This is a genomic window from Acinetobacter colistiniresistens (genome assembly GCF_024582815.1).
Taxonomy (GTDB): domain Bacteria; phylum Pseudomonadota; class Gammaproteobacteria; order Pseudomonadales; family Moraxellaceae; genus Acinetobacter.
On sequence record NZ_CP102099.1, the window covers coordinates 585,906 to 599,577 of the forward strand.

Here is a 13,672-nt window from a genome sequence, read left to right on the forward strand (position 1 = left end):
CTTGTCTATGAATCAATCGATACAGCATTTGATTGGCGATTCGGATCAGCACATCCCTCCCATTCAAAATGTATTCAATACGTACAATACAAAGTTTGATCCTTTAATCGATCAAGGATTAAAAGGTAATGAACAATATGCCCCCACCTATTGGGTTGCAACTGCTGGCACTCCACCAGAAGATGACGGTCCGCTTCTAGGTGACATCGATGCAGATATTGTGATCATTGGTGGTGGTTTTACTGGTCTTTCTACTGCGCTCACCTTAGCTGAAAAATTTGGAACTGCGCCCTTGGTACTAGAAGCCAATCGTACCGCATGGGGGTGTACTAGCCGTAATGGTGGTCAAGGACAAAATGCGTCTGGTCGCCTCTATCGCTCACAATGGATTGATAAATGGGGACTAGATACTGCAAAACGTCTCGACGCTGAAATCAGAGAGGGTTTTGATTATTTCAAGGAACTCGTGAGTGGTATTGACTGTGATGCACAAGATGGTGGGCATTTATATATTGCTCATCGTGCAAAGAAAATGGCCTTTCTTGAAAATGAGGGCAAAGTCATGCGTGAGGCCTTCGGATATCAAACACGAATATTGGGTCGAGAGCAGCTCCATGAAGAATTCGTAGCAGATCAAGAGGCTGCGGGGGCATTATTCGAACCTGAGGGTGTTGGTGTACACCCATTAAAATTAGCTTTTGGTTATTTAAAGCGTGCCCGTGCAGCAGGTGCAAAAGTACATACATCGACGCCTGTGCTCAATTGGGAAACACGCAACGGTATCCATTACTTACAGACGCCATATGGCATCGTCAAAGCAAAACGTGTTGCTGTTGCGACAGGTGGATATACACCGAATGGTTTACACCCAAGTTTGTCTGGCAAAATCATGCCGATTTTATCTAATTCGATCGTGACTCGACCTTTAACAACACAAGAACTCAAACAGGCTGGATTAAACAGTACAACTTTTATTACGGATACACGCACCTTAAGACACTACTACCGCTTACTCCCAGATGGTTCAGTACAATGTGGCAGCAGAAGTGCGCTTACGGGTGCTGATGCCAACAATCCTGCACACCTTGAAAGATTAAAGGAGGGTCTTTACCGTAAATTTCCTAGCTTACGTGGTATACCGATTGCATATTCTTGGTGGGGGTGGGTTGATGTCAGCCATGACATGATGCCTCGGATCGTACAACCAAATCCTGATGAAACCATTTATTACGCCATCGGTTATGGTGGTAATGGTGTCTCATTTTCAGCAATGGCAGGTCATCGTTTGGCAGAGCGAATCATGGGTATTCAACGTCCTCAATTCGAATTACCTATTTACCAATCACCACTACCATCACATTTATTTCGTCCCTTTAGACGACTGGGTCAAGCCTTGTTATATCGCTGGTATTACTTAAAGGACGAGATGCTTTGAGTGCTATTTCGCAATCAGGCGAACAGTCACGATATAAAAAATTATGAGGGATATGCAGTTATGTATGATTCAAATTCTAATCAAGATTTAAAAAGCACATTGAAGCCTCGGCATGTACAAATGATGGCTCTCGGTGGTGTGATTGGTATGGGCTTATTCGTGGGGAGTTCAGTTGTCATTCAAGCTGCTGGCCCAGCAGCTATTTTGTCATTTTTGATCACAGGTATTTTGATCATTCTGGTCATGAGAATGCTTGGTGAGCTAGCAACCGCTTCTCCCGTTACAGGGTCTTTTTATGCTTATGCCCGTTATGCCTTTAAAGACTCTCCATTTTTATCTCGATTGGCTGGCTTTATGACGGGGTGGATGTATTGGTATTTTTGGGTGATTGTAATCGCGCTTGAAGCCATCGTCGGTGCAAAACTGCTTGCGTATTGGATGCCTGATTTACCTCAATGGATTGTCAGTCTAGTTCTGTTGATCTTACTGACAGCCACCAATCTGTTTTCTGTTCGCTCTTTTGGTGAGTTTGAATTCTGGTTTTCCTCAATTAAAGTTGCTGCGATTACAGTCTTTATTTTCTTGTGTTCTATTTACTTATTCGGCTGGTGGCCAAATCATCAAGCTTCAGGATTTGGAGAGCTCTTCAAACATGGCGGTTTTATGCCAAACGGCTGGGGGCCTGTCTTATCAGGCGCTGTAGCTGCAACAGCGTTCTATTTTGGCGCAGAGATTGTCACCATTGCAGCGGCCGAAACCAAGAATCCCGAAGAATCCGTTGCGAAAGCGACTCAATCTGTTATCACACGGGTTTTGATCTTCTATGTTTGTTCTATTTTCCTCGTGGTTTGTATTGTCCCTTGGAATAGCACTGCGATTGCAACACCTTATGTCAGTGCCTTACAGATATTAAATATTCCCTATGTTGCGGACATTATGAACGGCGTGATTTTAGTTGCGGTGCTCAGCTGTCTAAACTCTGGCGTTTATGCCGCAAGCCGTATGTTATTTGCTTTAACAAAAAATGGGGATGCGCCTCGTAGCCTAACCAAGCTGTCAAAAAATGGAGTTCCTATCCGTGCCATTTTATTTAGCACTCTATTTGGTTATTTTTCGATCTTAGCCTCCTACTTTTCTCCAGACGGCGTATTTCCTTTTCTCGTTGAATCGTATGGAACCGTCGCGCTATTTGTTTATATCATTATTGCCTTTTCTCAAATTCGTTTACGCCGTCATTTAGAACGCGTCGCGCCTGAACGCTTGAAAGTTCGGATGTGGTGTTTTCCTTATCTCAGCTACCTTGCGATCATCGGTATGTTATGTATTTTTGCTGCCATGGCATTTTTACCAAACCTACAGAAAGCCTTTTGGTTCGGGATCGCAAGTGCTGTAATGATGTTCTGTATCTTTATGATTCGTGACTACTTTGAACTACTCAAGCTACGTCATCGTTATCCCCAATTAGATACGTTCATCACCACAAAAAATCACAAAATCTAAGCTCGCTGTCTCTCAACGACCTGCTTCATCGTAGGTCGTCTTGATCAGGAATTCTTTATGTTACTAAAAGATAAGCTCGCTGCTTTGGCAGTGGTGTTCATCTGGGGTATTAACTTTTATTTCATGAAAGTTGGTATAAGTGAAATCAGCCCGATGATGCTTGGATGCCTACGCTATATATTAGTGTTATTGCCAGCCTTGTTTCTTATTCGCATTCCGCAAGTCGGTTGGAAATGGCTTCTGCTTTATGGGCTGATCAGTAACTTTTCCCAATTTGCATTTATGTTTAGTGCAATTGCTACGGGCATGCCTACAGGGTTGGTGGCTTTAGTGGTGCAATCCCAAGCCTTCTTTACTGTCATCATCGCTACTTTTTTTCTCAAAGAGCAGGCGTCTTGGAATCAGTGGTTGGCTATCGTGATAGCGTCATTCGGCTTAGGATTGATTGCTTTAGGACAACAACATAGCCATGTCCCTTTGCTCGGTTTGCTCTTGGTTCTATGTTCAGCTTTCTCTTGGGCATGTGGAAATATTGTCGTCAAACGTATGAAGTCTGTTCATCCAATTGGGTTGGTGGTTTGGGGAAACCTACTCACACCCCTTTGGTTTTTATTATTGGCTATCCAGACCACAGGTTGGCAAGGAGTCATTGCAGATTGGTATGCTTTAAGTTGGAGAGGATTCGGCGCAGCAGCTTTTCTAGCCTATTTTGCAACAATCGTTGGTTATGGTTTATGGATTTATTTATTAACTCGCTATCCTGCGGCAAAAATCAGCCCTCTCTCGCTCTGGGTGCCTGTAATTAGTATGATTTTCGCTTATCTTGTACTCGATGAACATCTGAATGGTTGGCAATGGTTAGGCTCAATCATTGTAATGCTGAGCTTAATGGTTCATTTACTTGGACAAAAGATCAAGGTGTCTTCTATTCGTAGAAAGATGCTACAAAGTTAAATTTGTTCATTGTTCTTTACACAACTTCTTTTCCCCATATCAAGCCGCCTAATAAATTTTAGATTGCTTGATATAAGGTGAGGGTAGATAAAAATCCTATTCGGCAAGACGATTACAAAGGGTCCGTGGCATTCTTATCAAGCTTTAAACGATCTTTACTTTGATAAGGTTGATCTAGTCCGACGCTCTGATCCCGTGGCATAAAGGTGGTAGAGATAATCGCAATCACTGCCATACTGCCAATATATATCATAATCAAATGCGGACTACCGTCACCCACACTCAACAGTTTGGTGGCAATCAGTGGTGCAAGTCCTCCTCCCAACACACCTGCCAACTGTACCGAGATGGAGATACCGCTATAACGGATTTCTGCTGGGAACTGCCGCGCAAACAATTGTGCTTGTGGCGCATACATAATCGGGAACACTACGCCAATCGCCAACACGATTGCAGTCCAGACCAACACAGGGTCTTTGGTATTCAACATGCTAAAAAATGGATAGCTATATAGTGCCAGTACACATAAGCCGAACATGAACATATTGCGTTGCCCGACTTTATCAGACAAATGTCCACATAATGGGGTCATAAACATAATCACAATGGCCCCACAAATAGTGGCAAAGAGGATCTCTTGTCTGGCAATCCCGAGCTGTGTGGTGGTGTAGGCCAAAGTAAAGGTCGAAGCAATATAAAACCAGGCATTTTCAGCCGCGCGCGCCACAATAATGCTGATCAGTTGCTTTGGATGCTTTTTAAAGACCTGTAAAGCAGGGACTTTAACTTTGTCTGCTTGCTGCTTCACTTTTTCAAAATCGGGCGACTCAGGCACTTTAACCCGAATATACCAACCGACTGCCAGTAACACGATACTGGCAAGGAACGGAATCCGCCAACCCCAACTAAACAAAGCCTGCTCAGGCAATAAAGATACCAATCCCAATGCAATCGAAGCCAGCATTAAGCCACCGCCAGTACTGGCTTGAGGCAGACTGCCCCAAAACCCCTTTTTACCTTCTGGCGCATGTTCCACCGCCATCAGTATGGCACCGCCCCACTCGCCTCCCATCGCCATACCTTGCACAAAGCGCAAGATCACCAAACAGATGGCAGCCCAGTAACCGATTGATTCATAGGTCGGTAACAGACCAATCAGGACGGTGGGAATCCCCATCAGCATCAGGGTTAGCAGCAACATCGATTTTCGCCCGATCTTGTCACCAAAATGCCCAAACACCAAACCGCCCAACGGTCGACCGATAAATCCCACCGCATAGGTGGCAAATGCGGCAAGCACACCCGTTAACGGATCAAGGTTAGGGAAAAACAATTTATTAAAAATTAAAGCTGCCGCAGCACCGTAGATAAAAAAGTCATACCACTCAATCGTAGTGCCCACCATACTTGAGATACCCGCCAAGCGATGAGATGACTTTTTAGCAGATGAACCGTTTCCATGTATTGTTTGCATCATCATGTTCCTTTCTTGGATTTTCTTGTTTTATATTCTTTGCGGACCATCAGTCCTGATCATCCGCATTTCAGACGGTTTAATCCTCCTTAGATAAGTCAATATGCATGATTGGATTTAGCTGAGTTTTTCCAGAATCTGTTCCAGCTCTAGATTCCGTTGTTGCCATTGCGGCTGTTTGTCTTTGTCTACAATCAGGGCACGTACCCCTTCAATAAAATCGCCATGATCAAACCAGATATCTTGTAGATCCCGTTCCAGTTGCATACATTGTGCTAAAGACAGGCCACGGCCTAAATGTTGCAGCTTTAAACTGGTTTGTTTGGCAATAGATGACCGCTGCTGCAAGATGCCGAGCATTTTTTCTGCCCAAGGTCGCAACTGTTCATCCTGTTCTTGTGCCAGACTATGTTCAATTTCATCCACATGCTGAAAACCGAAATGCTTGCGTATGCCATCTGCCAACGGTTTCAGTTCACTTTCAGCCGGTCGGGTAATAAAGCAAGCGACAATATGCTCAATATTCTGTTTGCTTAAATTCGGCTCATTGATCAGTGCCTGTTGCAAAGCCTCTAATTTGTCACTCGGCACATGGTAGTCAATCAAGTCCAAATAAAGCGCATCACTGCTGCTGATCTGCTCGCCTGTAAGCGCCAGATACACGCCGATGTCATCCAGTCGAGACAGGAAATGGGTGGCACCAACATCTGGGAAAAAACCAATCGCTGTTTCAGGCATGGCAAATCGAGATTTTTCACTGCTCACCACAATATGACAGGCTTGTGCCAAACCAAAACCACCGCCCAGTACATAACCATCCAGCACAACAACGATAGGTTTTTCATATTCACGCAGCAGGTTCAGCATTTTATATTCGGCGCTAAAATAGCCCGTATAATCAGCCGTATCATTTTTATAACTGTCATACAGATAGCGAATATCGCCACCTGCACAGAAGGCTTTGGGGCTATTCGACTTAATCAAAACCGCTTGAATCGACGCATCATCGCGCCACAATTCCAGTTGATTACAAATGCCCTCAATCATCTCGAGAGACAGTGCATTTAAATGTTTGACACGATCTAAGCTCATCAGGCCAAGACCACCTTTTTGCTCAATCATTAACTGCTGTTCGATATTCATTTTATTGATCTCTTATCGATGATTAAATTTGGCCTGACGTTTTTCCACAAAGGCCTGCATGCCTTCTTTCTGATCGGATGTGGCAAAAATGGAGTGAAACATACGTCGTTCAAAACGTAAGCCTTCGGTCAAATTGACTTCAAAGGCACGATTAATGCTTTCTTTCAGCATCATATTGGCGGTTAAAGAGCGCGCAGCAATGCTTTCTGCGGCTTGCAAGGTCTGTTGCAATAATTCGTGTTTATCAAACACCCGTGCGACCAAACCACTTTGCTCGGCTTCAACCGCACTCATTTGCCGTGCAGTGAGGCACATTTCCATGGCTTTGGCTTTGCCAATCGCATGGGTTAAACGCTGTGTACCGCCAATCCCGGGAATCACCCCCAAGGTAATTTCAGGCAAACCGAACTTGGCATTGTCCGCACAATAGATAAAGTCGCACATCAATGCCAACTCACAGCCGCCACCCAATGCATAACCACTGACTGCAGCAATCAACGGTTTACGGCGTTGCGCAATACGATCGGCCAGATGAAAAAAATCATCAAAATAAATATCGGGAAAGTTGAGCTCGGCCATTTCCTTAATATCAGCCCCTGCAGCAAAGGCTTTTTCTGAACCTGCCAACACCATACAGCCAATCTCGCGATCTTTTTCTAATTCATCTAAAGCCTGATTAACTTCACTGATCAACTCAGTATTTAAGGCATTGAGAGCTTGGGGACGATTCAGGGTAATCAATCCCACGCCATTGCGTTTTTCGAATAAGATGGTTTGCCACTGCATCATGGATTCCTTGTTATATTGTTATAAGCTACGTGCGATCACTAAGCGTTGAATATCGCTAGTGCCTTCATAAATCTGGCAAATTCGGGCATCTCGATAGATCCGTTCAATCGGGAAATCTTTCAGATAGCCATAGCCACCAAACACCTGTAGCGCGGCCGAACAGACACGTTCGGTCATTTCCGAAGCAAATAGCTTGGCCATGGAAGCCTCATTCAAACAAGGTTGCCCTGCTTCTTTAAGACGTGCAGCATAATGCACCAATTGTCGTGCTGCTTCGATCTCGGTCGCCATACTGGCCAGACGGAAAGCGAGTGCCTGATGCTCAAAAATTGGTTTGCCAAAGGTCAGACGCTCTTTGGCGTAGCGCGTGGCTTCTTCCAGTGCTGCACGTGCCAAACCCACCGCCTGTGCCGCAATGCCGATACGTCCGCCTTCCAGATTGGCAAGGGCAATTTTCAGCCCCTCACCTTCCGCACCCAACATCAGGCTTTGATGAATACGCACATCAGTCAGCGCAATCTGGCAAGTATCTGAGGCATGTAAACCCAGTTTCTCTTCGACCCGAATCACTTCGTATCCCGCTGTATCACGTGGCACGAGAAAAGCACTAATACCTTTCTTGCCTGCATTGGGATCAGTCACGGCAAATACGATAATCACCCCAGCATTGTCCCCCGAGGTAATAAACTGCTTGGCGCCATTGAGAATATAGTCATCGCCGTCTTTGACAGCACGGGTTTTAATCGCTGCGGCATCTGAACCGGTATGCGGCTCAGTCAGGGCAAAGGCACCAATCATTTCACCTTGTGCCAAGGGTTTTAAAAAGCGTTCTTTCTGTTCATCGGTACCAAATTTTAAAATCGGCACACAGCCCACCGAGTTATGCACACTCATGATGGTTGAAGTGGCACCATCGGCTGCGGCCACTTCCTCAAGCGCCAGTACATAAGCAAGATTGCCTGTATCGGAACCACCCCATTGTTCAGGAATCAGCATGCCCATAAAGCCAAGCTGTCCCATCTGTGCCAGTGCTGCTCTTGGGAAAGTACCATGCCGATCCCAGTCACTGGCATTCGGTTTAATCTGTTCTTGGGCAAAGCTTTTCGCCATATCTCGAATGAGACCTTGTTCTTCAGTCAATTGCATCTTGTCTTCCCTATCCTACTTTGGCTTGCTGTTTCGCAATTTCCTGATTGCGCAATAAAAAGCGCTGAATTTTGCCGCTTGGGGTTTTTGGCAGTTCAGTGACGAACTCGACCAGTCGCGGATAGGCATGCGCAGACAGACGTTTTTTCACAAACTGACTCAGTTCTTCCGCCAGTTGTTCCAAGGGCTGAATCCCTGCCGATAAAATCACAAACGCTTTCACCACCTCGGTCCGCTCTGGGTCAGGTACTCCAATCACCGCCGCCTCAACCACCGCATCATGTTCCAGCAAGGCACTTTCCACATCAAAAGGGCCAATCCGATAGCCCGAGGTGGTGATCACATCATCACTGCGTCCGACAAAACTCATGCTGCCATCGGCATGCAACTCGGCAGTATCACCCGTCAAATAGTACTGGCCAATAAACGGTGATTTACGGGTTTCATGATAGCCACCAAACCACATCATCGGGGATTGGCTGATATCCACGGCTAAAATCCCCGGCGTATCTGCAGGCAATTCTTCACCCTGTTCATTGACCACGGCTACCCGATAACCTGCACTGGCAAAACCTGCAGAACCAACGCGAACCTCATGGCTTAAGCCATGATGATTACACACCACCATGCCGACTTCAGTTTGCCCATAATGATCATAGATCGGCGCATCCAACACCTGTTTAAACCAGCGGATCACTTCTGGATTCAACGGCTCTCCTGCACTGCTGACCACGCGGAACTGGCCTTTCAGTGCTGCCATCTGGGCAGGATCTGCCGCCATCATCATGCGGTAAGCTGTAGGTGCCCCCGCCAGATTGGTAATCTGATAATCCTTGACAATCTGACACAAACTGTCGGTGCTAAAACCACCGTCATAAAACAAGATGGCATGACCCAAAAATAACGGCCCAGTAATACCGAAGTACAAGCCATATGCCCAACCCGGATCAGCAATATTCCAGAATGAATCCTCTTCCCTTAGACCAACCGCATCTTGCATATAACGCGCAAAGGCCAGCAAGGCTTTTAACGGCACTTCTAATGGTTTGGCGGGGCCCGTGGTTCCCGAGGTAAACATCAATAAAAATGGATCTTGCAGGGTTCGCATCACCAAGTCACAGTGCTCAGGTTGCTGCTGTACTTCATCCCAGAAATTAAAGTCTTCTGGGTTTAACGGTGTGGCTTGCTGATCTGCAACCGTGACAATTGCTGGACAACACTCAACTTCATCGAGTTTGCTGCGGTTACCCATATCCGTCACCACCAACTTACTTTGTGCCAGTTGTAGACGATGCTCGATTGCCTTGGGGCCAAATGCAGTAAACAAAGGTTGATATACCGCACCAATCCGCCATGCCGCGAAAATCGTCACCAACAGCTCAGGTGTTCTCGGCAATAATCCTGAAATACGATCACCTGCTTTTACACCCTGCGATTTTAAGAAATTGGCAAATTGACTCGACCATTGTTGTAACTGGCGAAAGGTATATTGTTCTTTACGACCATCTTTGCCTTGCCAATACAAGGCGATCTTGTCGCCTTGTGCATGGCGATCACAACATTCATAACAGGCATTCAATGCATCGACTGAACCTGACAACATCTGTGTTGCTGTACTTTGCAGATCAAAAGCCTGTACCGCCTCTTGATAATTCAACATCTATATTCCCTCAGTCTGGTTTGATTGTTATTCATGACAGGGTTTAATTTATGGATCAGCCATCCTTTGGCTGTTAGTTTTATGCCTCTGGCGGCAGGTACTGTTGAATAATGCTGGAAAAATCGAGATGCGCGTTACCACGCATGCACATTTGCTGATACAGCTGTTGCACCATCCCACCCAGCACAATCGGTTGTTGAACTTGCCCTGCTGCTTCAACTGCGAGACCTAAATCTTTCAACATCAACTGAGTGGCAAAACCATCTTGATAGCCACGTGAAGCGGGTGCATTTTCGTTAATCTGCGGCCATGGATTACAGACTTCCGAACTCCAGCAGCGACCACTTGAGGTGTTAATCACACCAGCCAAGGCTTTTGGATCAATACCGAGTTTGGCACCGAGTGCCATGCCTTCGGCGACCGCAGCCATAGAGATCCCAAGAATCAGGTTATTGCAGATTTTGGCAATTTGACCTGCACCCACTTCACCACAATGCACCACGTTTTTGCCCATGTGACTGAGTACGGGTTTCACTTCATCAAAAGTCTGATCATTGGCGCCGACCATGAATGTCAAGGTCCCCGCTTGTGCGCCGATGGTACCGCCTGACACAGGCGCATCACAAATATGAATATTTTTACTCTGCGCAACTGTGGCAATGTCTTTGATGGTTTGCGGGTCAATGGTGCTGCTGTCAATACATAAGCTGCCCGCTTTCAGTACGTCCAACACGCCATTTTCACCGAGATAGACTTCTTTGACATGTTTCGCCGCAGGTAACATGCTGATCAGCACATCGGCTTGTTTGGCCGCTGCTTGTGGGCTGTCGCACACTACACCACCCGCCTCGGCAAAGTGCTGAATGGCCACTTCGCTGAGGTCATAACCATAGACTGTAAGTCCGGCTTTAAGCAGGTTGTGGGCCATTCTGCCGCCCATATTGCCTAGACCGATAAAGGCGATATTCATCCATGATCCCCTTAACGTAAATTGATGGTGGTGTTGACACTGCCCACTTCGTGACTGTCTTCAAACCAGCGGCTGGTAATGGTTTTGGTTTGGGTATAGAACTGCACCGCCTGTTTACCATAAGGGCCCAAATCACCCAGTTTAGAACCACGTGAACCGGTAAAGCTAAAGAACGGTACAGGCACAGGAATTGGAATATTAATCCCCACCTGACCGATATCAATCAGGTTCTGGAAAGTACGCGCAGTCGCACCACTTTGCGTAAATAAGCCGACACCGTTACCAAATGGATTGGCATTGATCAGTGCAATTGCCTGTTCCAGCGTATCAACAGAAATAATCGCCAGTACAGGTCCAAAGATTTCTTCTTTATAAATGCGCATATCCGTGCTTACACCACTGAAAATGGTCGCACCGACAAAATTACCGTCCTCATAACCCAACACCTGAACATCACGACCATCCAGCAACAGTTCCGCACCTTGCTCGACTCCGCTATTGATCAAATCCAGTACACGGGCTTTGGCACGTTTTGAAATTACAGGGCCAATATCGGTATTGGGTTCATGCCCTGCATTCACAGTTAGGGTTTTGGCTTTTTCAACCAACTCGGGAATCCAGTGTTTACTTTCACCAACCATCACAGCGACCGACAGTGCCATACAACGTTGCCCTGCGGCACCAAAAGCAGCTCCGACCAAAGCATTTAAGGTTTGTTCTTTATTGGCATCGGGCATCACTGCCACATGGTTTTTCGCCCCCATCATCGACTGCACACGTTTGCCATGCTGCCCTGCAAGGTTATACACATGGGTGCCCACTGCGGTCGAACCAACAAAGGAAATGGCTTTAATATCTGGATGGGTACACAGCCGATCAACCACTTCTTTACCGCCATGCACCACATTCAGCACCCCTGCTGGAATACCGGCCTGAATCGCAAGTTCCACCAACATCATGGTCGAAAGCGGATCTTGTTCAGAAGGCTTCAACACAAAGGTATTGCCACAGACGATCGCCATCGGGAACATCCACAGCGGAATCATGGCGGGGAAATTAAATGGGGTTATCCCCGCACATACGCCCAAAGGCTGCTGTACCGTATAGGTATCAACGCCACGCGCCACACCTTCAACGTATTCACCCATCTGCAAAGTGCCAATCGAACAGGCATGCTCAACCACTTCCAGACCACGTTGAATATCGCCTTCAGCATCGGCCAAGGTCTTACCCTGTTCAGCGGTCAGCACCTGTGCAATCGCTTTCATATTGGCACGAATCAAATCTTGCAGTTTCAGCATGATGCGCATGCGCGCCTGGATCGGGGTTTGACGCCAAGAAGCAAATGCTGCTTGTGCAGACTGAATTGCTGCATCAACTTCTTGCACCGTCGCAAATGGCACACGACCAATCACTTCCTGCGTTGCAGGATTAATAATGTCTTGCCATTGTTGGGTCTCAGATTCGATAAAACTGCCATTAATGAGTAACTTGGCTGTTTCCAATTGAATATTTTGGATTGTGTTCATAACCTCTCCATAGGCCGTATTTTTATTGTGTTCAATGTTCAGAAAATATCGATCGTCGTATTTTCTTTATTCAGGTTTTATTCGAGACTAGCAAAGAAAGCTTTGACCACCAACGCAAATTAATGCACGATCGTTGTGCAAATATGCACATGGACGACCATAACAATGAAAGTGGATTGGGATCATCTACAGTTTTTTTTAGTACTGGCACGTACCAAAACCTTGACCAATGCGGCACGGATCATCGGGGTGGAACACAGTACCGTGGCACGGCGGATTCAGGCCTTAGAGCAAACTTTAGGGGTGACTTTATTTAAGCGTGAAGCCTCGGGTTATGAACTCACGCTGGAAGGCTTGGCGTTGGTGCCACGGGTTGAGCAAATGGAATATGCCTTCTTACAAATTGAAAAGCCTGATCAACCTTTGCAAGGTCGTGTGCGAATTGGCACACCTGAGGGCTTTGGTACCGCCTTTCTGGCACGCTTGTTAGCGGAATTTTCCATACAGTATCCCTCACTCACCATTGACCTGATTCCCGTACCGAAAATGATCAAGCTGTCGCATCGTGAAGCCGATATTGTGGTCTCCATTGAACGACCAACCTCAGGTCCCTATATCATTACGCGACTCTCGGATTATTGTTTAAAAATTTATGGCAGCAAAAGCTATCTGTCTCAGCATCCACCGATTCGGCATTTGCAGGATTTAACTCCACATCGCTTTGTCAATTATATTGATGATCTGGTGTATAGCCCCGAGTTGTACTGTCTGGAACGTTTACCGTTAAAACTGAATGCCAACTTTCGCAGCAGTAGTATTTTAGCGCAGCAAATTGCCGTGAGTGCAGGTGCTGGGCTAGCAATTTTGCCCAAGTTTCTGGCTGATGATAAACCTGAACTGGAGACCGTATTAGAGCAACAGGTACGCTACACGCATACCTTCTGGATGCTGACCTTTGTCGATTTGCAGCATGAACCCCGCATTAAACTGGTCTGGGATTATCTACGCAAACAGGCCGATCAATATCAGCACTTATTGGTGGATTAAACAGAATGACCAGAACATAAAAAAA

General features: G+C 46.2%; 11 protein-coding genes. 4 read left to right on the forward strand and 7 right to left on the reverse strand.

Annotated elements, in window-relative coordinates:
* The first annotated feature begins 7 nt into the window (after positions 1-7).
* Genes NQU59_RS02795 through NQU59_RS02805 form a run of 3 tightly spaced genes read left to right on the forward strand, consistent with a single transcriptional unit; the run spans position 8 to position 3,889 of the window.
* Positions 8-1,435: an NAD(P)/FAD-dependent oxidoreductase gene (locus NQU59_RS02795; RefSeq protein WP_257064901.1), complete on the forward strand. Its 1,428-nt coding sequence runs from the start codon at positions 8-10 to the stop codon at positions 1,433-1,435.
* 60 nt (positions 1,436-1,495) lie between these two features.
* On the forward strand, positions 1,496-2,935 hold the full coding sequence (locus NQU59_RS02800; RefSeq protein ID WP_257064902.1) for an amino acid permease: 1,440 nt from the start codon (positions 1,496-1,498) through the stop codon (positions 2,933-2,935).
* A 57-nt stretch (positions 2,936-2,992) separates the two neighbouring features.
* Positions 2,993-3,889 (forward strand): EamA family transporter, encoded by an 897-nt coding sequence (locus tag NQU59_RS02805; protein WP_257064904.1) that lies wholly within the window; start codon positions 2,993-2,995, stop codon positions 3,887-3,889.
* 112 nt (positions 3,890-4,001) lie between these two features.
* Here NQU59_RS02805 and NQU59_RS02810 read toward each other — a convergent pair whose 3' ends face one another.
* From NQU59_RS02810 to NQU59_RS02840, 7 genes are all read right to left on the reverse strand, one after another.
* The gene (locus NQU59_RS02810; RefSeq protein WP_257064905.1) at positions 4,002-5,363 is read right to left on the reverse strand and encodes an MFS transporter; all 1,362 of its coding nucleotides are present in this window, start codon (positions 5,361-5,363) and stop codon (positions 4,002-4,004) included.
* Positions 5,364-5,480: 117 nt separating this feature from the next.
* The gene (locus NQU59_RS02815) at positions 5,481-6,506 is read right to left on the reverse strand and encodes an enoyl-CoA hydratase/isomerase family protein (RefSeq protein WP_257064906.1); all 1,026 of its coding nucleotides are present in this window, start codon (positions 6,504-6,506) and stop codon (positions 5,481-5,483) included.
* 12 nt (positions 6,507-6,518) lie between these two features.
* Complete coding sequence (locus NQU59_RS02820) at positions 6,519-7,292, reverse strand: enoyl-CoA hydratase (RefSeq protein WP_257066123.1); 774 nt, start codon at positions 7,290-7,292, stop codon at positions 6,519-6,521.
* A 21-nt stretch (positions 7,293-7,313) separates the two neighbouring features.
* A complete protein-coding gene (locus tag NQU59_RS02825) occupies positions 7,314-8,441 on the reverse strand; it encodes an acyl-CoA dehydrogenase family protein (RefSeq protein ID WP_257064907.1) in 1,128 nt (375 codons plus the stop codon).
* Between the two features lie 10 nt (positions 8,442-8,451).
* Complete coding sequence (locus NQU59_RS02830; RefSeq protein WP_257064910.1) at positions 8,452-10,101, reverse strand: AMP-binding protein; 1,650 nt, start codon at positions 10,099-10,101, stop codon at positions 8,452-8,454.
* 79 nt (positions 10,102-10,180) lie between these two features.
* A complete protein-coding gene (mmsB, locus tag NQU59_RS02835) occupies positions 10,181-11,071 on the reverse strand; it encodes a 3-hydroxyisobutyrate dehydrogenase (protein ID WP_257064912.1) in 891 nt (296 codons plus the stop codon).
* 11 nt (positions 11,072-11,082) lie between these two features.
* Positions 11,083-12,600 carry a CoA-acylating methylmalonate-semialdehyde dehydrogenase gene (locus tag NQU59_RS02840; protein WP_257064915.1) on the reverse strand — a complete coding sequence of 506 codons (1,518 nt, stop codon included), beginning with the start codon at positions 12,598-12,600 and terminating at the stop codon, positions 11,083-11,085.
* Positions 12,601-12,765: 165 nt separating this feature from the next.
* Between NQU59_RS02840 and NQU59_RS02845 the strand changes: the two genes are divergently transcribed.
* A complete protein-coding gene (locus NQU59_RS02845; protein WP_257064917.1) occupies positions 12,766-13,647 on the forward strand; it encodes a LysR family transcriptional regulator in 882 nt (293 codons plus the stop codon).
* Positions 13,648-13,672 lie beyond the last annotated feature (25 nt).

Excerpts from the sequence above, each read along its gene's own strand:
- NQU59_RS02795 (WP_257064901.1), top strand. The coding sequence starts at position 8 with ATGAATCAATCGATACAGCATTTGATTGGCGATTCGGATCAGCACATC.
- NQU59_RS02800 (WP_257064902.1), top strand. The coding sequence starts at position 1,496 with ATGTATGATTCAAATTCTAATCAAGATTTAAAAAGCACATTGAAGCCT.
- NQU59_RS02805 (WP_257064904.1), top strand. The coding sequence starts at position 2,993 with ATGTTACTAAAAGATAAGCTCGCTGCTTTGGCAGTGGTGTTCATCTGG.
- NQU59_RS02810 (WP_257064905.1), bottom strand. The coding sequence starts at position 5,363 with ATGCAAACAATACATGGAAACGGTTCATCTGCTAAAAAGTCATCTCAT.
- NQU59_RS02815 (WP_257064906.1), bottom strand. The coding sequence starts at position 6,506 with ATGAATATCGAACAGCAGTTAATGATTGAGCAAAAAGGTGGTCTTGGC.
- NQU59_RS02820 (WP_257066123.1), bottom strand. The coding sequence starts at position 7,292 with ATGCAGTGGCAAACCATCTTATTCGAAAAACGCAATGGCGTGGGATTG.
- NQU59_RS02825 (WP_257064907.1), bottom strand. The coding sequence starts at position 8,441 with ATGCAATTGACTGAAGAACAAGGTCTCATTCGAGATATGGCGAAAAGC.
- NQU59_RS02830 (WP_257064910.1), bottom strand. The coding sequence starts at position 10,101 with ATGTTGAATTATCAAGAGGCGGTACAGGCTTTTGATCTGCAAAGTACA.
- mmsB (WP_257064912.1), bottom strand. The coding sequence starts at position 11,071 with ATGAATATCGCCTTTATCGGTCTAGGCAATATGGGCGGCAGAATGGCC.
- NQU59_RS02840 (WP_257064915.1), bottom strand. The coding sequence starts at position 12,600 with ATGAACACAATCCAAAATATTCAATTGGAAACAGCCAAGTTACTCATT.
- NQU59_RS02845 (WP_257064917.1), top strand. The coding sequence starts at position 12,766 with ATGAAAGTGGATTGGGATCATCTACAGTTTTTTTTAGTACTGGCACGT.